We start from the raw sequence: 18,704 nt of genomic DNA, 5'->3' as shown, positions 1-18,704 counted from the left end.
AAGCTTCGGCGATCCGTTACTGGATCATCTGTAGATACTGCTGATCTACCCAGCCCGTAGCACAGGGGCCGTTGTAGGGATGCCCCATGTCTTCAGGGCGGACTACGCATTCACTAACGCCGATCGGGATCGCCACCGCGCCGAAAGCGCCATGCACGGCCAGCACCTCAACTTCGTCACCGTCATATAGCTGCCACCACACGGGTGTTGCGGCATTGGGGCTGCTCCACTGGTAGACAGACACCGTTGTATCGGTCTGCACGCGTGCGCGACCGACTGTCTCTGGGGTCGGCACGATTTCATCACCCGAGAAAAACAAGCCCACAGGCCCGCGATCCACAAACCCGAGCTCCATCGTGGCGAGGTCGGCGTAGACGGTTTGCGGCAGGCACAGTTCCTGTTCAATCGGCATCTGCCAATCAGCGGTTTGCAACCAGGCTTCGGCAGGAAGATCAAGCCGCTGTTCGTCCTCCTCTTCGTTCCACGGCACCGCCATATGAAGAATGCGCGGCATGGCGTAGGGTTCGTCCCAAAATCCCAGTTCGACCTTGATCGTTTCCTCGTCGAGCCAGCCAAAAGTGTAGTGGGTCAGCGCCCCATCGGCGGTCAGAGGAACGTCATAGCGCAGCTCACCGGAGGCCAAGTGGTGCCGCACCATTTCAAACCGCACGTCAGACTGACAGACAGTGATCTGCTCCCGCTCCGCCTCGGGCGCGTTGGTGGCGCATTGAAATACCACCTCGCCCGAACACACCCCCTGCGCCTGTGCAGCAGAGCCGAGGCCCCCCGCGATCACGGCCGCAGCCCAAGGTCTCATGGGGAGACCTGCGCATTGTCGATCATCATGATGAACTCACCAAGGCTTTGCTGAACAGACCCCGCATCGCAGGACAGGTCGGCAATCTCGCTGCCGTCCTGATAAACGGTGAGGCCACCGCCGACCTCGGCGTCGCCCCGTTCGGCCCACCAGTATACCTCGTAGCCATAGCCGTCTTCGGTTTGGAAGGTGACCGACTCGCTCATCATCGTGCCCATGCCCGTGCCCTCGTTGTAAAGCAGGGAGGCTTTGTCGACGATGATTTCCTTCTCGAGTTCACCGCTGGTTTGGAAAAAGCCATAGGAGGCCATATCGCCGTCCATCCAGAAGGCATCGCAAACCTCAACGGCCTTTGCGCCACCGTTAAAGGTGCAGCTGAACATCTCTGACCCGTCCAGTTCGCAGTAAGAGCCGGCCATTGCGGCAGAGGAGGTCATCATGGCCAAAGCCGTCAGAAGTGCACGTTTCATGGGAATATCCATTTAAGAAGTTAGAGTAATTGGGAATGTGTCTTTTGAACCTTGCGGCGGACCTGAAAAGCCCCATGAGCGCGAAGCCGATAAATGCCACCCCGAGCCCGACATCCTTCAGGGCCTTTTTTACGCGCGACCCAAGCTCGACATGGGTGGTTTGAGTAAGCTTGCTCATGGAGAATACGCTCCGAATTATACGTTTTGAACCGCTGCCGCGGCAAGGCGCGATCCACACATAGGCGGAGCCTAATGGTCTGAAAGTAGTAATTAAAAATCTGTTTTCGCTTTGCGCAAAATTGATAGTTGCAACAACGCTACAATGCAAGTCGGCGCGTCCGCGAAAAAATTCTCCTTGGTTTGATTCCCGACTTCCCTGGTTCAGACAGAGAAGCAGGGGAGGCGGCGCGCGGGGTGAACACGGGCGGAGTAAGTGGCGGTGTTCTGGCAGTTCAGATGTGCTACACGGTAGCAATCCTGAATCGAAAACCCCGTAAAACCAGGGGAAACCCCCGGAAATCCACGCCAAGCGTGCTACATCAAGCTCATTCGGAGATGAGGTTAAGCTATTGAAAAATAATGTTGAAAAGGCAGCGCGCCTTAGCGTGGCACCCATGATGGATTGGACCGACCGCCACTGCCGCTACCTCCACCGTCTGCTCAGCCGCGAGACCCTGCTTTACACCGAGATGGTGACCGCCCCCGCCTTGGTGCGTGGCGGCGCGTTGCATCTGCTGGATCACGACCCTGCGGAACATTCGGTTGCATTGCAACTGGGCGGGTCGGACCCGCAAGAGCTGGCGCAGGCGGCGCGGTTGGGGGCCGCGGCGGGCTATGATGAGATCAACCTTAATTGCGGCTGCCCCTCTGACCGAGTGCAATCGGGCGCATTCGGGGCCGTCTTGATGCAGCGGCCGGGGCTGGTGGCCGATTGCGTCGACGCGATGCGCGCGGCCTGCGATGTCGAAGTGACGGTGAAATGCCGTATTGGGGTTGACGATCAGAACCCTGAAGAGATCCTGCCCGAGTTCCTGTCGCAGATCGTGGCGGCGGGATGCACCCGTGTGACGATCCATGCGCGCAAGGCGTGGTTGCAGGGGCTAAGCCCCAAGGAAAACCGCGATATTCCGCCGTTGGATTATGACCTCGTCCATCGGATGAAGGGGCTGTTTCCGAACCTGCATATCTCGGTCAATGGCGGGATCACCTCGCTCGATCAGGCCGAAGCCTTTCTCAATGCGGGGCTCGATGGCGTCATGGTGGGGCGCAGCGCCTATCACGCGCCTGCGGATATCCTCGCCACGGCAGATCGGCGCATCTATGGCCAGGGCAGCGACAGCAGTGCTGAGGCGGCGGTGCAGGGGATGTTGCCCTATATCGAGGCCCATTTGGCAAGCGGCGGACGGCTGGGGCAGATCACCCGGCATATGCTGGGACTTTTCGCCGGGCGGCCCGGTGCGCGGCAGTGGCGGCGTATCCTCTCCGAAGGGGCGCATAAGCCCGGCGCGGGTCCAGAACTGGTCGAATCGGCCTTAGCCGAAGTCGCCGCGGCGCAGGAAGTGGCCGTGGCGGGGTAGGGTCAGACGCCGGGTTCGGCCAGTGGGCGGGGCTGCAGCAGTACCAGCGTGAGTAAAGCCGCCACCACACCGCAGGCCGCGATTGCCCCCAGCATCGGCGTGACGGTGCCGTCGAAGAACGGTCCTGCCAGCGCGATGGAGATGCCCCCGGCCACCATCTGCAAGGTGCCGCCCAGTGATGAGGCCAGCCCTGCGATATCGCCGTGGTCATCCAGCGCCACGACCATCACCGTCGGCACCACCACGCCAAGGCAGGCATTGGCGCAGAACAGACCCGCCATCACCAGATAGAGCTCCGGCTCGGTAACCAACGCGGTGACAAAGATCGCGGCGGAGAAGAGCACGAAGCCCGCGACCCCGCGCCGGACGAGGCTGCGCATGCCCCAGCGTTCGCCCAGCCATCCCGCCAATTGCGAGGCCGAGAAGAAGCCCACCGCGTTGACCGCGAAGGCCAGCGAGAACCCCGTCGGCCCCAGCCCGTATTGCCCGGTATAGACGAAGGGCGCGAAGGCAATGAAGACAAAGAAAGAGCCCATGGCGAAGCCGCCGATAAAGGTCAGCCCCATGAAGATCGGATCGCTCAGCAGCACTTTCGCCCCGCGCCAGAGGCTGCGCGGGTTGATCCGAACGCGGCGCTCTGCGGGCAAGGTCTCAGGCTGTGCGGTGGCGGTGAGTGCCAGCGCGGCAACCGCCAGCACGCCAAGGGCTAGGAAGATCGCGCGCCAATCGGCCAAGGCCAGAACCGCGCTGCCCGCCAGCGGGGCCAGCATGGGCGAGATCGAGATCACCAGCATCAACATCGCCATCAAGCGCGTCGCCTGTGTCCCGGTATATTGGTCGCGGATGATCGCGCGGGGCACCACCATCAGCACCGCGCCGCCCAGCCCTTGCAGGGCGCGCCAACCGGTCAGCGCCGCCATCGACGGGGCGAAGGCCGCCCCGAAAGAGGCGACCAGAAACAGCGCGAGCCCGACCATGATCGGCAGTTTGCGCCCCGCCTGATCGGCCCAAGGGCCGTAGAAAAGCTGCCCCAGCCCGAAGGCGATGAAATAGGCGGTGATCGTCGCCTGAACCGCCGTCTCAGAGGCGCCATAGCTGGCGGCGATGGCAGGCATGGCGGGCAGATACATATCAATGGCGAAGGGGCCGACCAGCCCCAGCAACCCGAGAATGAGCGCTGAACGTAGCACGAGATGTCCTTTCGGATGGAATGGCCGGGGCCATATGGGGCAGGCGGCAAACGGTCGGTGCGCTTGGGGCCCACAGTCGCGGGCAACCTAACTGGCCTTGGGCAAAGTGCAACCCCGGCGTTATCGCCTTGAACCCTTCGCGCGAAACGGCTTGATAGAGCCAACGACAGCCGGGGAGGGGCTCATGCCAGAATTGAACGATCTATTGCCGATGCTGGTGCTTCTTGCCCTGATTGGCGGTTTTGCTGGGATTTTGGCAGGGCTCTTGGGTGTCGGCGGGGGCATCGTCTTGGTCCCGGCGTTCTTTTATGTTCTGCAATCGCTGGGCTATGGCGGGCCGCAGTTGATGCAGATTTGCCTTGCGACCTCTCTGGCGACGATCATCGTCACTTCGGCGCGTTCGGTGCATGCGCACAACAAGAAGGGCGCGGTGGATTGGGAAATACTGCGCACTTGGGCACCGGGGATCATGCTGGGGGCCATTCTGGGCGTGCTGCTGGTGTCGCAACTGCGGACCCAGACGCTACAGGTGATCTTTGGCGGGTTGGCGCTTTGCGTGGGCCTCTACCTTGGCTTTGGACGCAGCGAGTGGCGCTTGGGGGAGACCATGCCCCGCGGCCTTAAACGCGCGCTCCTGTCGCCGATGGTGGGCTTTCTGTCGGTGCTCATGGGGATCGGTGGCGGCAGCTTTGGCGTGCCGCTGATGACATTGCACGGGCGGCCCATTCACAAGGCCGTAGCCACGGCGGCGGGCTTTGGCCTCTTGATCGCTGTGCCTTCGGTGATTGCCTTTCTGTTTGTCGACATCGGCCAGAACCGCCCGCCGCTGACCCTCGGCGCGGTCAACCTCGCAGCCTTTGGGATCGTTGTGGCGATGACGCTGATCACCGCGCCTTGGGGCGTGCGGCTGGCCCATGCGATGGACCCCAAGCCGCTGCGGCGGGTCTTTGCCGTCTTCCTCGTGCTGGTGGCGCTGAACATGCTCAGAAAGGCGCTTTGGGGCTGAGGCGACCCGGTTTTGACCTTACTCCTGCCGGAATGCGGCTCTTTCCGCCCAATTTCGGACAATGTTCACTGAATTGCCGCAATCTCGACACAAACTGCGGGCTAAATGCCATAACGAACGCAGAATCATCCGAACCAAGGGACGTGACGAGATGCGCCGAAGCGGGACCAAAGCGATCATTCTCAAAGGGCAGGGCACCGACCTTGCTTATTGGAGACCTGCACGCCGTGGCCGTCGGGCGTTTCGTTTCGATGGGATGTTCACCCGTGAGACCAGCCTGACCTTCGCCCGCGCCGCTGTGCCTGCCGCCAACTACAACGCGGCCCCGATGGGGCATCAGGATGTCACCCACGGCGAAGCGGCCCTTATTTTCCTGAACCAGATCGTCCAGCGCCGCGGCGCCTGAGCCCGCCTTAGTCGCGCCGCCGGGCCAGCCGCGCCGCGCGGCCCCCGCGCCGTTTCGCATGGGCGCTTTCGCGTGAGGGCAGTTCCGCCATGATGGCGCGGCGTTCCTCGGCGCTCATCGCGGACCAGCGGCCAATCTCGTCGATCGAACGCAGACAGCCGGTGCAAAGACGGCTTTCGGGATGCACCACGCAGATGTTGATGCAGGGGCTTTCGACCTCATCACGTTGCCAGACCTTTTTAGTCACGGCGCATCACTTGCAAACGGTCCAGAAGCCCCTGAAGGATATAGCCCGCCGCCACATGATCGATGACCTCGGCGCGGCGTTTGCGGGTGGTGTCGGCCTCGAGCAGCGCGCGCTCGGCGGCCACGGTCGACAGGCGCTCGTCCCAATAGGTGATCGGCAGCGGGCTGAGCCGGTCGAAGTTGCGCGCGAAGGCACGGGTCGACTGGCAGCGCGGCCCCTCGGTGCCATCCATATTCCGCGGCAGCCCCAGAACCAGCCCGCCGATGCGGCGTTCGGCGATGATCTCGGTCAGCCGGGCGGCATCGACGCCGAACTTCTTGCGCCGCACGGTTTCCAGCGGGGTGGCGACGGATTGGAAACTGTCGCTCACCGCCACGCCGATGGTTTTCTCGCCCAAGTCCAGCCCGATCAGCGCCTGCATCGGGGGCAGGGCGGCGATGAAATCTGCGGTTTCGTCGTAAATCATCCTGCCACCCCTGCGCGTTCCCCGGCGCTGCGGATCATGTCCAGCGCCGCATTATCGCCCGAGAAGACCTCAAGCGCGTTATCATAGACCGCCCGGGCCTGATCGGTATCGCCCAAGACCCCCAGCGACGTGATCAGCCGCGCCCAGTCCTGCGGCGGGCCGCCTTCGCTGGCCAGACGGTCCGACAGCCCTGCGACCATGCCGCCGATCATCTCCATCCGGTCATCCGCGCTCATCTCAGAGGCGGCTTCGATGTCTTCGGCCGAAGGGCCGCGCGCGGGGGTGCCAGTGCCAATCTGCGGCATCTCGTAATTCACCCCGGCAAGGGCGGCGACCTGAGCGATCTGCGCGCGGATCGGTTCGATCCACGGGGCATCGGCAGGCCCGCGCCGCAGCAGCGCGTCCCAGATGCGAAAGCCCACATCGGGCCGTCCGGTCTGCACCATCATCAGGCCGAGGTAATAGCGCGCCCGGCCATCCTGCTCATCGCGGTTCAACACCTCGCGCAGGGCGGTTTCCGCCTCGGGCGAGACATAGCCGCCCGCCGCCAGCACCAAGAGTTCGGCATAATCCGCTATATCCTTGGCGGTGCGGTCGGCCCCTTTGAGACGCAGCACATTGGCCTGCGCCTCGGCAGCGGCGGGGAAATTGCCGATCCGGGCTTCGTTCTGCGCCAGAAGGGTTTGCCCTTGCAGATCTTCGGGCCGGTCTTTGACCGTGACGCGCAGCTGCTGCATCAGGGCGAGGTAATCGGCGCTCAGCCCTTCGGTGGCAGGGCTGGGGGGCAGGCTGTCCACCGCGCTTTGCTGGCTGGGACGGTTGCGGCGCATATCCTCGGCAAAGGCGATGCGGTCAGCAAGGGCCAGATCGCCATAGCCGGGCTGCCCCAGATGCCAATAAAGCGCCAATGACCCGGCCCCCAAGGCCGCGACCCCGGCGATCAGCACCAAGGGCGCGGGGCGCGAAGCGGTTTGCGGGCCACCGTCGCGGGCGGCATCGGCCGCGAGGATGCGGCGCGAAATCTCGGTCCGGATGCGGGCGGCGTCGGCCTCGGGGACAATCCCGCGTGCCACGTCGCGCTCAACCTCGTCCAACTGGTCGCGGTAAACCTTCAGATCATAGTCCGCCTGAGCGGGCAGGGGCGTATCCGCGCCGCGCCAAGCGGCCCGCGCCAGAAGACCGCCCACGACAAGCGCCATCGCGCCAGAGAGAAACCAGAATATCATGGCCTCTACCTAACCTTTGACCGGCCCCGACAAAAGCCCGCAAATGCCGCGTGCCCTGCGGCATTTTTCACCAATCGCGCCGCATGTCGCAAAACCGCGTCCAAATGCCGTGGTGGTCATTTCGCATATCTGCTCCTAGGCTCAGAACTGAGCACAGCCGCCCGCGCGGCCCGAATCCTTGCCGGGAAGTGACGTGATGAAGAAATACTCCGTTTTCGCAGTGGCCCGAGAGGCGATGCGCCATCATACGGGCTGGACCCGCGCATGGCGGGATGCGCAGCCGAAAAAGCGCTATGACGTGATCATCGTGGGCGCGGGCGGGCATGGGCTGGCGACGGCGTACTATCTGGGCAAGAACTTCGGCATCACCAATGTTGCGGTGCTGGAAAAGGGCTGGCTCGGCGGCGGCAACACCGGGCGCAACACGACGATCATCCGTTCGAACTACCTGCAAGACCCTTCGGCTGCGATCTACGAAAAGGCACGCAGTCTTTATGAAACGATGAGCCAAGACCTGAACTACAACGTCATGTTCAGCCCCCGTGGCGTCATCATGCTAGCACAGACCGAGCATGAGGTGCGCGGCTACAAACGCACCGCTCATGCCAACGCCCTGCAAGGCGTACAGACCGAATTCATCGGGCCGGACCGGGTCAAACAACTGGTGCCGATCATCAACATCAACGGGCCGCGCTACCCGGTGCTGGGCGGGCTTTGGCAGGCCCGCGGCGGCACCGCGCGGCATGATGCGGTGGCTTGGGGCTATGCGCGGGCCTGCTCGGATATGGGCATGGACATCATCCAGAAATGCGAGGTCACCGGCGTGCGCCAGACGGGCGGCAAGGTGACCGGCGTCAGCACCACACGCGGCGATATCGACTGCGACAAGCTGGGGATCGTCGTGGCCGGGCATTCGGGCCAGCTGGCGAATATGGCGGGCTTTCGTTTGCCGATCGAAAGCGTGGCCTTGCAGGCGCTGGTCTCGGAGCCGGTCAAGCCCTGTATGGATGTCGTCGTCATGGCCAACACGGTGCACGGCTATATGAGCCAGTCCGACAAGGGCGAGATGGTCATCGGGGGCGGCACGGACGGGCATAACAACTACACCCAACGCGGCAGCTTTCACCATATCGAAGAGACGGTGCGCGCGCTGGTCGAGACCTTCCCGATGATCTCGCGGCTCAAGATGCTGCGGCAATGGGGCGGCATCGTGGATGTCACCGGCGACCGTTCTCCGATCCTCAGCAAAACCCCGGTCGAGGGGGTGTTTATCAATGGCGGCTGGGGCACGGGCGGCTTCAAGGCGATCCCCGGTTCGGGCTGGGGCTTTGCGGAGTTGATGGCCAAGGGGCATTCGCCCCTGACCGACGCCTTCGGGCTTGAGCGTTTCGCCGAAGGGCGCTTTATCGATGAATCCGTGGCCGCCGGGGTGGCGCATTGATGTTGTGGATCGGCCACAATTCGCCGCTGCTCAGCACGGGGGGGAACGCCAGTGCCCGGCCCGGGGTTACCCGTTCAGACATTGAATATAACGGAGCTGAACAATGGCAACCCCGGACCACAACCGCACGGATCACGTCGATCATACCAACACCACCACAACCACGACCACGACCGATCGTGGCGGCAACAGCGGCCTTGCATTCATCGTGGGCGCAGTCGTCGTCGTGGTGGCTTTGCTGGCCTATTTCCTCTTCGCGGGGGGTGACCTCGATGGCGCGAATGACGTTAACGTTAATATCGAAGGTGCAGCCGAAAGCACTGGTGAGACTATTGAGGGCGCGGCCGAAGGCACGGCGGATGCCGTCGATGAGGCCGCAACCCCGACCGAGTAAACCCCCCTCGGCCACGCGCGCAGCGTCGCCTTTTCACGATTCACGCCGCTCTGCGCAGTCGCGCCGGGGCGGCGTTTTGCCGTTCTCTACCCGCGTAGGAGCTTGCCCATGCTGATCCTCACCTGTCCTTGCTGCCATGTCACCGCCGAAGAGACGGAGTTTCACGGCGGCGGGGAGGCGCATTTGAAACGCATCGGCCCCGGCGGCTCCGAAGAGGATTTCGAGCGCTACCTCTTCATGCGCGAAAACCCCAAGGGCGTGCATCTTGAGCGTTGGCGGCATGTCTATGGCTGCGGCAAGTGGTTCCACATGGCCCGCGATACCGCCACGCTCGAAGTCTTTGGCAGCTATCCCGCGCAGACCCTCGCCCCGCCCGATCACATCCTTGAGGCGATCCGCAAACGCCATCCCGATTGGCAGTGGCAGCGCGCCAGCTAGCCCCCGACCTCGTGTTTCGCCCCAGCATTCACCCCATCCTCAGCCCCCAAGGTTTTCCACGATGAGCACAAGACTGGCCACAGGCGGCCGCCTGCTGAACAAAAGCAAACCGCTGAGCTTTACCTTCAACGGCAAGCAGATGCGCGGCTATGAGGGGGACACGCTGGCCTCGGCGCTGTTGGCCAATGATCAGGCGCTGGTCGGGCGTTCGTTCAAATACCACCGCCCGCGCGGCATCGTGACCTCCGGCCCAGAAGAGCCCAACGGTCTGGTCGGTCTTGGCCAAGAGGGGCATTTCGAGCCCAATGCCCGCGTCACCACGACCGAGCTTTACGAGGGGTTGGCCGCGGAAAGCCAGAACCACTGGCCGAGCCTTGAGTTCGACGTGGGCGCGATCAACAAATACCTCAGCCGCTTTCTGCCCGCGGGCTTCTACTACAAAATGTTCATGCATCCGCGTCCGCTGTGGAAGCATCTCTATGAGCCGATCATCCGCCATTCCGCCGGTCTGGGCAAAGCGCCCAAGGCGGCAGATGCCGACACCTATGAACACTTCCACGCCTTCTGCGATGTGCTGGTCATCGGCGGCGGTGTCGCGGGGCTTCAGGCCGCCTTGGCCGCGGGCCTAAGCGGTGCGCGTGTCATCGTGATGGAGCAGTCAGCCCATTGGGGCGGGCGGGCGCCGGTTGACGGTGGCACGGTCGACGACGCGCCGGTGGAGGACTGGATCGCCCAAACGCTCAACCGTTTGCGCGGCATGGAGAATGTGGACCTGCGCGACCGGACCATGGGGGCAGGGGTTTTCGATCACGGCTATGTGCTGGGCTATGAACGGCTGCGGGATCATGCCCCCGAGAGCGCAGGTCCGCGCCATCGGCTTTGGCGCGTGCGGGCGGCCCATGTGATCACCGCAACCGGCGCGATCGAGCGGCCGCTGAGCTTTGCGGGCAATGACGTGCCGGGCGTGATGCTGGCCTCGGCCATGCGCGACTATGTGGCGAATTACGGAGTTTCACCCGGTGACCGCACCGTGGTGGTGACGAATAACGACAACGCCTATCTCACGGCGATTGCGCTGAAACAGGCGGGGCTTGATGTGCCCGCCGTGCTGGATGCCCGCGTCCTGCCGCAGGACAGCGAATTGGTCGCACAGGCCCGCGCGCTTGGCATTCGGGTGGTCATGGGCCATGCGGTATCCTCGGTTCAGGGGGGCAAGCGGGTGACCGGTGTGGCCGTCTGTTCGCAGGCGGGCGAAGGGGCCGTGTTGGAAGAGATCGCCTGCGATGCGGTGGCCATGTCGGGCGGCTGGTCGCCGGTGGTGCATCTGTGGTCGCACTGCGGTGGCAAGCTGACGTGGGACGATGCAAAAGCCTGTTTCCGCCCAGATCAGGACCATCCGCCCACCGGGGCAGACGGCCATGGTTTCGTGACGCCAGCGGGGGCGGCGGCCGGGGTCTTTGCCCTCGACGACGTGCTGCATGACGCCCATGCCGCTGCCGATGGGGTGGCGACGTCGCTCGGCTTCAAACTGCCACGCGATCTCACCGCGCCCACGGCGGCCCGGCGCGAGGAAGCGCCGATGATGCCGGTCTGGCAAATGCCGCAGGGCGCCAGCGTCAAACTGCGCGAGAAGACCTTTCTGGACTATCAGAACGACGTGAAGGTCTCGGACGTGCGGCTGGCGGCGCAGGAGGGCTTTGTCTCGGTCGAACATGCCAAACGCTATACCACGCTCGGCATGGCGACGGATCAGGGGAAGCTTAGCAATATCAACGGGCTGGCCACGCTTGCTGGGGCGCTTGATGCAGAGATTCCCAGCGTCGGCACCACCACCTTCCGCCCGCCTTATCACCCGATTTCGATGGGCGCGATTGCGGGGGCGGCGCGGGGCGATACCTTCCAGCCGATCCGCCGCACCCCGCTACATGACTGGCACGAAGCCAATGGCGCGGTCTGGGAACCGGTCGGCCAGTGGCGGCGGCCCTATGCCTATGCGCGAGACGGCGAAAGCACCCATGACGCGGTGATGCGTGAGGTGACGAACACGCGCCAGAACCTCGGCCTGCTGGATGCCTCGACCCTTGGCAAGCTGATCGTGCGTGGCCCGGATGCGGCGCGGTTCCTCGATATGATGTACACCAATATGATGTCGACGCTGAAACCCGGCAAATGCCGTTACGGGCTGATGTGCAACGAGAATGGTTTCCTCATCGACGATGGCGTCGTGGCGCGGCTGGATGAGCAGACCTTCCTCTGCCACACGACCACCGGCGGGGCCGACAGCATCCACGCCCATATGGAGGAATGGCTCCAGACCGAGTGGTGGGATTGGAAAGTGCATGTGGTCAACGCCACCGAACATTACGCGCAGGTGGCTGTCGTCGGCCCCAACGCGCGGAAATGTCTGAAGAAACTTGGCGGGATGGACCTCAGCCGCGAAGCGCTTGGCTTCATGGAGTGGACCGAGGGCGAATTGGGCGGTTTCAAGGTCCGCGTCTTCCGCATCTCTTTCTCGGGCGAGTTGAGCTATGAGATCGCCGTTGAGGCCGGGCAGGGGCAGGCCTTCTGGGACGCGCTGCTGATCGCCGGGCATGACTTGGGCGTGATGCCCTATGGCACGGAATGTTTGCACATCCTGCGCGCTGAAAAGGGCTTCATCATGATCGGGGATGAGACCGACGGCACGGTGATCCCCCAAGACCTTGGCCTGAACTGGGCGATCTCGAAAAAGAAGGACGACTACCTTGGTAAACGCGCGCAACAGCGCAGCCATATGCAGGATCCGACCCGCTGGAAACTGGTGGGGCTTGAGACCACGGATGGCAGCACCCTGCCGGATGGGGCCTATGCGCTTGGCGAAGGTGAGAATAAGAACGGCCAGAAGGTGATGCAGGGGCGGGTGACCTCCTCCTATCATTCGCCGACGCTGGACCGGGGCATCGCCATGGGCTTGGTCCTGCATGGACCGGACCGGATGGGCGAGGTGCTGACCTTCCCCGGCACCGATGGCAAGGCCTATGAGGCGCGGATCGTCGATCCGGTGTTTTACGATCCCAAGGGGGAGAAACAGAATGTCTGAACCCGTAAGCGCATTGAAGAACGCCCGCTATGACGCTGGTATCGCTTTGATTTCTGAAGTGGCACCCATGGGCATGATTACGATCCGCGGCGATCTTGATGCGCCCTATCTGCGCAAGGTGACCAAGAAGCTCACCGGGGTGGAGCGCCCCGAGCGGGGGCAATGCCGCTTCGCCGGGAACGCCGGGGCGGCTTGGATGTCGCCCGATGAATTGCTGCTTTTTTGCCCTCACGTGCAGGTGTCCGAGGTGCTGGCGCGGCTGCATGCGGCCTTCGAGGATACCCATACCACCGCCATGGATGTCTCCGGCGCGCGCGCGGCGTTTCGTGTCGAAGGCCCCCATGCGCGGGAGGTGCTGGCCAAGCTCGCCCCCGTCGACCTCGCCCCAGATCAATTCACCCCCGGCATGTTCCGCCGCACGCGGATGGGGCAGGTGCCCGCCGCCTTTTGGCTGCGCGACGATGGCGCCTTTGAGGTGATCTGCTTTCGCTCGGTGGCGCAGTATATGTTCGACCAGCTTTGCGTGGCAGCCCAGCCCGGCAGCGCGGTGGGCCATTTCCAAACGGCGTAAGTCGGGAGAAAAACTGACTATTTCTCTCGGAACGGATGTGATTTGCAGACGTTGACCTTGACGTTGCCGCTTGATCAACATCAAGTGGCCGCAGCGAAATTTCCAAACGAGGAGGCCCAGAAATGGCTTTTGAACTTCCCGATCTCCCCTATGCCCACGACGCGCTTGCATCCAAGGGCATGTCCAAGGAAACGCTGGAATACCACCACGACAAGCACCACAACGCCTATGTCACGAACGGCAACAAGGCGATTGAGGGCACCGAGTGGGAGGGCAAGACCCTCGAAGAGATCATCAAGGGCACCTACGACCCGAACGCCGTGGCCCAGTCCGGCATCTTCAACAACATCTCCCAGCTGTGGAACCACAACCAGTTCTGGGAAATGATGAGCCCCGAAGACAACAAGATGCCCGGTGAGCTGGAAAAGGCGATCACCGAAAGCTTTGGCTCCGTCGACAAGTTCAAGGATGAGTTCAAGGCCGCGGGCGCAGGCCAGTTCGGCTCCGGCTGGGCCTGGCTGGTGAAAGACAAAGACGGCAGCCTGAAGGTCACCAAGACCGAGAACGGCGTGAACCCGCTCTGCTTTGACCAGACTGCGCTGCTTGGCTGTGACGTGTGGGAGCATTCCTACTACATCGACTTCCGCAACGCGCGCCCCGACTACCTGTCGAACTTCCTCGACAACCTTGTGAACTGGGACAACGTCGCGTCGCGCATGTGATCTAGCGGCGGCGCGTGCGAGAGCCGCTCGCGCCTGATGCGTGTGGCGCTCTCCCAGTCACCGACGCCCATGGCTACGCCGCAGGCTGAGTGAACTGGGACAACGTCGCTTCGCGTATGTGATATGACGGCGCGGCCTTACGGCCAGCCGGAACGAGACAGAAACCCCGCAGCCTGCTGCGGGGTTTTTCGTTGGAACCCAAGACCCTTCGCGGATGTTTTTCTCCTGAGACTTCACGTCAAAAAAGGAGGACGAAATGGCCGAGCGGAAGCGATCCAACGACGGTAGCAAGGAAACGGAAAAATTCCTCTCCGAGACCGAGACGCCAGACCAAGGTGGCCGCGCCGGGGGTGATCTGCAAAAGGATGTTGGCACCCAAGACGCCATGCGCCGCGCCGAGAAGGGCGAAGACGGCGTGACCCGCGTCACCGGCGAAGACAAACGCAACCATGGAGAGCCTTCATGACCAAACTCAGCCAAGACACATGGGTGCTGATCGCGGATGGCGAAAAGGCCCTTTTCCTGCAAAACCACACGGACGGCGAAGACCCCTATCTTCAAGTCGTGCGCAAGGAAGAGCAGGAGAACCCACCGGCGCGGGAGCAAGCCGCCAACCGCCCCGGTCGGATGAGCGATGGTCCAAGCGGGCACCGCTCTGCCTTTGACGACACGGATTGGCATGAGCTGGAAAAAGAGCGCTTCGCCAAGGACTTGTCGGACATCCTTTACAAACTGGCCCATAAGGGCCGCTTTGATCGGATCGTTTTGGTGGCCCCTCCGGCAGTGCTGGGCGACCTGCGCGATGACCTCCACAAAGAGGTGCAGAGCAAGGTGGTGGGGGAAATCCCCAAGACCCTGACCAACCACCCCATCGACGAGATCGAAAAGATCGTGGCCGGGGAATTGGCTCAAGCCTGACTTTTCCCTTGGCGCGGGAATTGATTGCCTTCACAAGGAAGCAGTCTACCGCGCCAAGGATTTCCCATGACCGACACCACCAAGGGTTTCGCCGCCATGATCGCGGCCTGCTGTATCTGGGGGCTGTCGTCTATCTTCTACAAATCGCTGTCGCATGTGCCCGCCGCCGAAGTGCTGGCCCATCGCACCCTCTGGTCGCTGGTGTTCTTCGTCATCGTGCTGGCGGGGCAGCGGCGTTTGCGCGCGATCCTTGACGCGATGGCCGGGCCGCGGGCTTTTGGGCTGCTCGCTTTCGCGGCGCTGGTAATCGCGACGAACTGGTACCTCTTCATCTGGGCGGTTCAGAGCGGGCAGGCGACGGAGGCGGCCTTGGGCTATTACATCTTCCCGCTGGTCTCGGTCCTGTTGGGCCGTCTGGTTTTTGCGGAGCGACTGAGCCCCGTACAGCTTTTCGCGGTGGGGCTGGTGACGGTCGCGGTCTCGCTGCTTACCTATGGCTTGGGGACCGCGCCTTGGCTCGCCATGGCGCTGGCGGCGTCTTTTGGGCTTTATGGGCTCGCGAAAAAGCGGTTGGCGGTGGGGCCGGTCGTCTCTGTCACCGCTGAGGTGCTGCTGTTGTCGCCCCTTGCGGTGCTCGTGCTGTGGCAAACGGGTGACAATGGAGCGGGGGCCTTCGGGGCCTCCTTTCGCGATACGGCGCTGCTGATACTCGCCGGGCCGATCACCGCGACGCCGCTGATCCTGTTCAGCTACGCGGCGCGGCGATTGTCGATGGCGACGGCCGGATTGCTGAGCTACATCAACCCGACCTTGCAGTTTTTCTGCGCCGTAGTCCTGTTTCGCGAACCGTTCACGGGCTGGCATGTGCAGGCCTTTGTGCTGATCTGGTGCGCGCTGGCGGTCTATTCCGTCAGCACCTTCCGTCAGGACAAAGCGCGGCGCAGAGCGCTGAGAGCGGCCTCGGCATCCGGCACCACGGTGACGTAATCCAGCAGCGTCGCATCGGCAAAGCCATGGGTCACGACATGGTTCATGAGCGACATGAAAGGCTCCCAGTATCCGTTTGTGTTCACAAGGAAAATAGGCTTTTCATGCAGGCCCAACTGGCGCCATGTCAGCACCTCAAACAACTCGTCCAATGACCCCGCGCCGCCGGGCAGGACCGCCACGGCATCGCAGTTCATGAACATCACCTTTTTGCGCTCATGCATCGTTTCGGTCACGATATAGCGGGTGAGATCGGTCTTGCCGACTTCCCATGCCACGAGATGCGCGGGGATCACGCCGAAGGTGTCGCCCCCCGCCGTTTGGGCGGCACGCGCGACGCTGCCCATCAGCCCGACATCGCCCGCGCCATAGACCAGCCGCAGCCCGGCCTCGGCCAGACCGCGGCCCAATGTTTCGGCGTCTTGGGTGAAGGCTTCGTCGTCGCCGGGGCGGGAGCCGCAATAGACACAGACAGAATGTTGCATGGTAAAGCGTCCTGTTGATTAGGAAAATTCGGCGCGGATCGTCTGCGCTTTTGACCCCTGTTAGCCTGCTTGCTAAAAAGGCTCAACCACAGGGGAAGTAGAGAATGTTCAAGGGATTTGGCCGGTTTGGCGGCATGGGGGCGATGGCGGCGGGCGCCTTTGCGGCGGCGGTGCTGGCGCTTGGCGCTTGGATCGGCAGCAAGCGCGGCGCGCCGGAGGAGGCAGCCCCCGAAGCGGTGGCCGTGCTCCCCGAACGCGATGCCACCCCTGAGAATGCCACGCTGGTGCCAGATGCGGTGAAAGGTGTCTCGGTCGGCCCTGAGGGTGAGGCGGCGACGGAGCCCGAGGCGGTGCCGCAGGCCCCGGCCTTTGACGAAGTGCGCCGCGAAAGCGACGGCATGACGGTGATCGCGGGCCGGGCGGCGCCCGGCAGCACCGTGGCCGTGTTGAAGGATGGCGAAGAGGTGGCCCGCGCCACCGCCGATGGGGCCGGGAAATTCGCGACCCTTGCCATGATCCCGCCCAATGGCAAGGGCCATGTGCTGACGCTTTTGGGGCAGGACGGCGCGGCGGAGCTTGCCTCGGAAGAGGAGATCATTCTCACCCCTCGGGCAGCGCCGGTGCAGTTGGCGGAGGCCGATATCGCGCCGGAGGAAACCCCGGTTGCGTCGGTTGAGGAGGGGGCCACACAGCCGGTTGATACGGCGGAGCCTGAAACCTCTGAGACCACGATGGAAGAGCCGATCCCGGCAACTACGAACGACGCTGAAGAGGAGAGCGCGGCAGCGACGGGTCAAAACCCAGCCGCTGCGCAGGCGGAGCAGGCGACCCCTCTGGCCGGAACGGCCACAGCCGAGGCGGAGCGCGCTGCGTCCGGCAATGCGGACGTGCAAGACGTCGAGGCGGACCGAGGACAGTCGACGCAAGACGAGGCTGACACGGACGAAGACACCGTATCGACAGAGCAAGACCTGGCTATCGCCGAAGAGGAGGTCGCCTCCGCCCCCGCTCAGGCCACCCCACTTTCCGATACCGGGACCGCTAACGTGGAGAGCAGAACGTCGGAGCAACCCTCTCAAGCGATGCCGATGGCGGGAAAAGGCACCGCGGAGGAGGAGAGCGCGGCGGCGTTGGTTCAAGACGGTGCTGCCGAGCAGGGCGCGGATAGCAACACCGCGCCGTCCCAAGCCACGCCGATGGCCGGAACAGGCAGCGCCGAAGACGTGAGTGCCGCGACCGTAGAGCAAGACGATGCCGCCGAGCAGGGCGAAGATTCCAGCACCGCTCCGGCCCAAACCACAGCGATGGCGGGGACGGGTACGGCTAAAGACGTGAACGCCGCGCCGTCGGAACAAGACGTAGCCGCCGATCAGGGGGCAGTCACCAGCGCCACGCCTTCTCAAGCGACGCCGTTGGCGGAAACCGGCACCGAAGAGGGCGAGACCGCCGCGCCAAACGCTGACGGTGAGGCGCCATCTCAAGCCATACCACTGGCAGAGACGGGAAACGTCGAAAGTGACACCACGCTCGCGCAAACACCGCCCGCAGCCGTGACCGAGGCCCCGAACCTCGCCGACCGCAGCCCATCGGCGCCTGAGACCACGACCCCCGCCCCTGCGGAGGAGCCCGACACCACCGCCGCACCGGCGAAGCCGCCCGCGCCCGCTCCGGTGTTGAAATCCACCGCCGAAGGGGTCGAACGGCTCGACACCGCGCCGCCGCAGGTGATGACCAATGTGGCGCTCGACACCATCGGTTACTCCGATCAGGGCGATGTGCAACTGGCGGGCCGTGCTCAACCGGACACCCGCGAAGTGCGCGTCTATCTGAACAACAACGCCGTGATCAGCTTGCCGGTCGATCAAGAGGGCCGCTGGCGGGGCGATCTGCCCAATGTCGATGAGGGCGTCTATACCCTGCGCGTGGATGAGCTTTCCCGCGCAGGCGATGTGACCAGCCGGGTGGAGACACCCTTCAAGCGCGAATCTCCCGAGGTGCTGGCCGCGGCCACCGAAGGGCTGACCGGCCCGCTGAGCGCTGTGACGGTCCAGAAGGGCGACACGCTTTGGGCAATCTCACGTGACCGCTACGGCGACCCGTTGCTTTACGTGAAGGTGTTCGAGGCCAATAGCGCCAACATCCGCGACCCCGATCTGATCTACCCCGGACAGGTCTTCGACCTGCCTGAAGACCCGGCATCGGAGTGATCTAAGCGGCCAAAACCGGGGCGGCATTCGCAGCGCGCAGAGCGGCTGTGCGCCGCC

Annotated in this window: 20 protein-coding genes; 13 read left to right on the top strand and 7 right to left on the bottom strand. The window is 63.5% G+C overall.

The features are described from left to right. Nucleotides 1–16: 16 nt before the first annotated feature. Nucleotides 17–817: a hypothetical protein gene (locus tag ACGYK2_RS03455; protein WP_271689645.1), complete on the bottom strand. Its 801-nt coding sequence runs from the start codon at nucleotides 815–817 to the stop codon at nucleotides 17–19. Then, complete coding sequence (locus ACGYK2_RS03450) at nucleotides 814–1,287, bottom strand: hypothetical protein (protein ID WP_271689646.1); 474 nt, start codon at nucleotides 1,285–1,287, stop codon at nucleotides 814–816. The genes ACGYK2_RS03455 and ACGYK2_RS03450 overlap by 4 nt, the downstream gene beginning before the upstream one ends. Nucleotides 1,288–1,856: 569 nt before the next feature. On the opposite strand from ACGYK2_RS03450, the gene dusA reads away from it, so the two are divergent. Further along, nucleotides 1,857–2,864 (top strand): tRNA dihydrouridine(20/20a) synthase DusA, encoded by a 1,008-nt coding sequence (dusA, locus tag ACGYK2_RS03445; RefSeq protein WP_276154433.1) that lies wholly within the window; start codon nucleotides 1,857–1,859, stop codon nucleotides 2,862–2,864. Nucleotides 2,865–2,866: 2 nt separating this feature from the next. On the opposite strand, the gene ACGYK2_RS03440 is transcribed toward dusA, so the two are convergent. Next, a complete protein-coding gene (locus ACGYK2_RS03440) occupies nucleotides 2,867–4,054 on the bottom strand; it encodes a multidrug effflux MFS transporter (protein WP_271689648.1) in 1,188 nt (395 codons plus the stop codon). Nucleotides 4,055–4,238: 184 nt separating this feature from the next. On the opposite strand from ACGYK2_RS03440, the gene ACGYK2_RS03435 reads away from it, so the two are divergent. Both ACGYK2_RS03435 and ACGYK2_RS03430 read left to right on the top strand, forming a co-directional pair. Further along, nucleotides 4,239–5,060, top strand: coding sequence for a sulfite exporter TauE/SafE family protein (locus ACGYK2_RS03435; RefSeq protein WP_067264714.1), 822 nt, complete (start codon nucleotides 4,239–4,241; stop codon nucleotides 5,058–5,060). 151 nt (nucleotides 5,061–5,211) lie between these two features. Then, on the top strand, nucleotides 5,212–5,466 hold the full coding sequence (locus ACGYK2_RS03430) for a hypothetical protein (RefSeq protein ID WP_271689649.1): 255 nt from the start codon (nucleotides 5,212–5,214) through the stop codon (nucleotides 5,464–5,466). A gap of 7 nt (nucleotides 5,467–5,473) precedes the next feature. Here ACGYK2_RS03430 and ACGYK2_RS03425 read toward each other — a convergent pair whose 3' ends face one another. From ACGYK2_RS03425 to ccmI, 3 genes are read right to left on the bottom strand one after another with little or no spacing between them, the layout of a single operon-like run. Then, nucleotides 5,474–5,713: a DUF1289 domain-containing protein gene (locus tag ACGYK2_RS03425; protein WP_067264719.1), complete on the bottom strand. Its 240-nt coding sequence runs from the start codon at nucleotides 5,711–5,713 to the stop codon at nucleotides 5,474–5,476. Next, nucleotides 5,706–6,179: a Holliday junction resolvase RuvX gene (ruvX, locus tag ACGYK2_RS03420; protein ID WP_067264722.1), complete on the bottom strand. Its 474-nt coding sequence runs from the start codon at nucleotides 6,177–6,179 to the stop codon at nucleotides 5,706–5,708. Before ruvX ends, ACGYK2_RS03425 begins: the two co-directional genes overlap by 8 nt. Continuing rightward, entirely contained in the window at nucleotides 6,176–7,405 is a 1,230-nt protein-coding gene (gene ccmI, locus ACGYK2_RS03415) for a c-type cytochrome biogenesis protein CcmI (RefSeq protein WP_271689650.1), read from the bottom strand. The genes ruvX and ccmI overlap by 4 nt, the downstream gene beginning before the upstream one ends. A gap of 196 nt (nucleotides 7,406–7,601) precedes the next feature. Here ccmI and ACGYK2_RS03410 point away from each other — a divergent pair, with 196 nt between their 5' ends. The 9 genes from ACGYK2_RS03410 (at nucleotide 7,602) to rarD (ending at nucleotide 15,955) form a co-directional block, all read left to right on the top strand. Continuing rightward, the gene (locus ACGYK2_RS03410; protein WP_271689651.1) at nucleotides 7,602–8,846 is read left to right on the top strand and encodes a sarcosine oxidase subunit beta family protein; all 1,245 of its coding nucleotides are present in this window, start codon (nucleotides 7,602–7,604) and stop codon (nucleotides 8,844–8,846) included. Nucleotides 8,847–8,949: 103 nt separating this feature from the next. Next, the gene (locus ACGYK2_RS03405; protein WP_209218643.1) at nucleotides 8,950–9,240 is read left to right on the top strand and encodes a hypothetical protein; all 291 of its coding nucleotides are present in this window, start codon (nucleotides 8,950–8,952) and stop codon (nucleotides 9,238–9,240) included. Nucleotides 9,241–9,348: 108 nt separating this feature from the next. After that, complete coding sequence (locus ACGYK2_RS03400) at nucleotides 9,349–9,678, top strand: sarcosine oxidase subunit delta (RefSeq protein ID WP_209218644.1); 330 nt, start codon at nucleotides 9,349–9,351, stop codon at nucleotides 9,676–9,678. Nucleotides 9,679–9,739: 61 nt separating this feature from the next. Continuing rightward, a complete protein-coding gene (locus ACGYK2_RS03395; protein ID WP_271689652.1) occupies nucleotides 9,740–12,757 on the top strand; it encodes a sarcosine oxidase subunit alpha family protein in 3,018 nt (1,005 codons plus the stop codon). After that, nucleotides 12,750–13,328 (top strand): sarcosine oxidase subunit gamma, encoded by a 579-nt coding sequence (locus ACGYK2_RS03390; protein WP_271689653.1) that lies wholly within the window; start codon nucleotides 12,750–12,752, stop codon nucleotides 13,326–13,328. Before ACGYK2_RS03395 ends, ACGYK2_RS03390 begins: the two co-directional genes overlap by 8 nt. A 122-nt stretch (nucleotides 13,329–13,450) precedes the next feature. Then, on the top strand, nucleotides 13,451–14,050 hold the full coding sequence (locus ACGYK2_RS03385) for a superoxide dismutase (protein ID WP_271689654.1): 600 nt from the start codon (nucleotides 13,451–13,453) through the stop codon (nucleotides 14,048–14,050). A 256-nt stretch (nucleotides 14,051–14,306) separates the two neighbouring features. Next, the gene (locus ACGYK2_RS03380) at nucleotides 14,307–14,516 is read left to right on the top strand and encodes a hypothetical protein (RefSeq protein WP_271689655.1); all 210 of its coding nucleotides are present in this window, start codon (nucleotides 14,307–14,309) and stop codon (nucleotides 14,514–14,516) included. After that, on the top strand, nucleotides 14,513–14,968 hold the full coding sequence (locus ACGYK2_RS03375; RefSeq protein WP_209218648.1) for a host attachment family protein: 456 nt from the start codon (nucleotides 14,513–14,515) through the stop codon (nucleotides 14,966–14,968). Before ACGYK2_RS03380 ends, ACGYK2_RS03375 begins: the two co-directional genes overlap by 4 nt. A gap of 66 nt (nucleotides 14,969–15,034) precedes the next feature. Beyond that, a complete protein-coding gene (gene rarD / locus ACGYK2_RS03370; RefSeq protein ID WP_271689656.1) occupies nucleotides 15,035–15,955 on the top strand; it encodes an EamA family transporter RarD in 921 nt (306 codons plus the stop codon). Here rarD and ACGYK2_RS03365 read toward each other — a convergent pair. Beyond that, nucleotides 15,892–16,440 carry a TIGR00730 family Rossman fold protein gene (locus ACGYK2_RS03365; RefSeq protein WP_271689658.1) on the bottom strand — a complete coding sequence of 183 codons (549 nt, stop codon included), beginning with the start codon at nucleotides 16,438–16,440 and terminating at the stop codon, nucleotides 15,892–15,894. The genes rarD and ACGYK2_RS03365 overlap by 64 nt on opposite strands. 104 nt (nucleotides 16,441–16,544) lie before the next feature. Between ACGYK2_RS03365 and ACGYK2_RS03360 the strand changes: the two genes are divergently transcribed. Next, entirely contained in the window at nucleotides 16,545–18,647 is a 2,103-nt protein-coding gene (locus tag ACGYK2_RS03360) for a LysM peptidoglycan-binding domain-containing protein (RefSeq protein WP_271689659.1), read from the top strand. The last annotated feature ends 57 nt before the right edge of the window (nucleotides 18,648–18,704 follow it).

The organism is Sulfitobacter sp. 1A10359, from assembly GCF_043558145.1.
In the GTDB taxonomy this organism is placed as follows: Bacteria; Pseudomonadota; Alphaproteobacteria; order Rhodobacterales; family Rhodobacteraceae; genus Sulfitobacter; species Sulfitobacter faviae.
Note: the sequence above shows the minus strand (reverse complement) of the source record. Positions and strands in the feature narration are given on the sequence as shown.

Excerpts from the sequence above, each read along its gene's own strand:
- ACGYK2_RS03455 (WP_271689645.1), bottom strand. The coding sequence starts at position 817 with ATGAGACCTTGGGCTGCGGCCGTGATCGCGGGGGGCCTCGGCTCTGCT.
- ACGYK2_RS03450 (WP_271689646.1), bottom strand. The coding sequence starts at position 1,287 with ATGAAACGTGCACTTCTGACGGCTTTGGCCATGATGACCTCCTCTGCC.
- ACGYK2_RS03435 (WP_067264714.1), top strand. The coding sequence starts at position 4,239 with ATGCCAGAATTGAACGATCTATTGCCGATGCTGGTGCTTCTTGCCCTG.
- ACGYK2_RS03430 (WP_271689649.1), top strand. The coding sequence starts at position 5,212 with ATGCGCCGAAGCGGGACCAAAGCGATCATTCTCAAAGGGCAGGGCACC.
- ruvX (WP_067264722.1), bottom strand. The coding sequence starts at position 6,179 with ATGATTTACGACGAAACCGCAGATTTCATCGCCGCCCTGCCCCCGATG.
- ccmI (WP_271689650.1), bottom strand. The coding sequence starts at position 7,405 with ATGATATTCTGGTTTCTCTCTGGCGCGATGGCGCTTGTCGTGGGCGGT.
- ACGYK2_RS03410 (WP_271689651.1), top strand. The coding sequence starts at position 7,602 with ATGAAGAAATACTCCGTTTTCGCAGTGGCCCGAGAGGCGATGCGCCAT.
- ACGYK2_RS03405 (WP_209218643.1), top strand. The coding sequence starts at position 8,950 with ATGGCAACCCCGGACCACAACCGCACGGATCACGTCGATCATACCAAC.
- ACGYK2_RS03400 (WP_209218644.1), top strand. The coding sequence starts at position 9,349 with ATGCTGATCCTCACCTGTCCTTGCTGCCATGTCACCGCCGAAGAGACG.
- ACGYK2_RS03395 (WP_271689652.1), top strand. The coding sequence starts at position 9,740 with ATGAGCACAAGACTGGCCACAGGCGGCCGCCTGCTGAACAAAAGCAAA.
- ACGYK2_RS03390 (WP_271689653.1), top strand. The coding sequence starts at position 12,750 with ATGTCTGAACCCGTAAGCGCATTGAAGAACGCCCGCTATGACGCTGGT.
- ACGYK2_RS03385 (WP_271689654.1), top strand. The coding sequence starts at position 13,451 with ATGGCTTTTGAACTTCCCGATCTCCCCTATGCCCACGACGCGCTTGCA.
- ACGYK2_RS03380 (WP_271689655.1), top strand. The coding sequence starts at position 14,307 with ATGGCCGAGCGGAAGCGATCCAACGACGGTAGCAAGGAAACGGAAAAA.
- ACGYK2_RS03375 (WP_209218648.1), top strand. The coding sequence starts at position 14,513 with ATGACCAAACTCAGCCAAGACACATGGGTGCTGATCGCGGATGGCGAA.
- rarD (WP_271689656.1), top strand. The coding sequence starts at position 15,035 with ATGACCGACACCACCAAGGGTTTCGCCGCCATGATCGCGGCCTGCTGT.
- ACGYK2_RS03365 (WP_271689658.1), bottom strand. The coding sequence starts at position 16,440 with ATGCAACATTCTGTCTGTGTCTATTGCGGCTCCCGCCCCGGCGACGAC.
- ACGYK2_RS03360 (WP_271689659.1), top strand. The coding sequence starts at position 16,545 with ATGTTCAAGGGATTTGGCCGGTTTGGCGGCATGGGGGCGATGGCGGCG.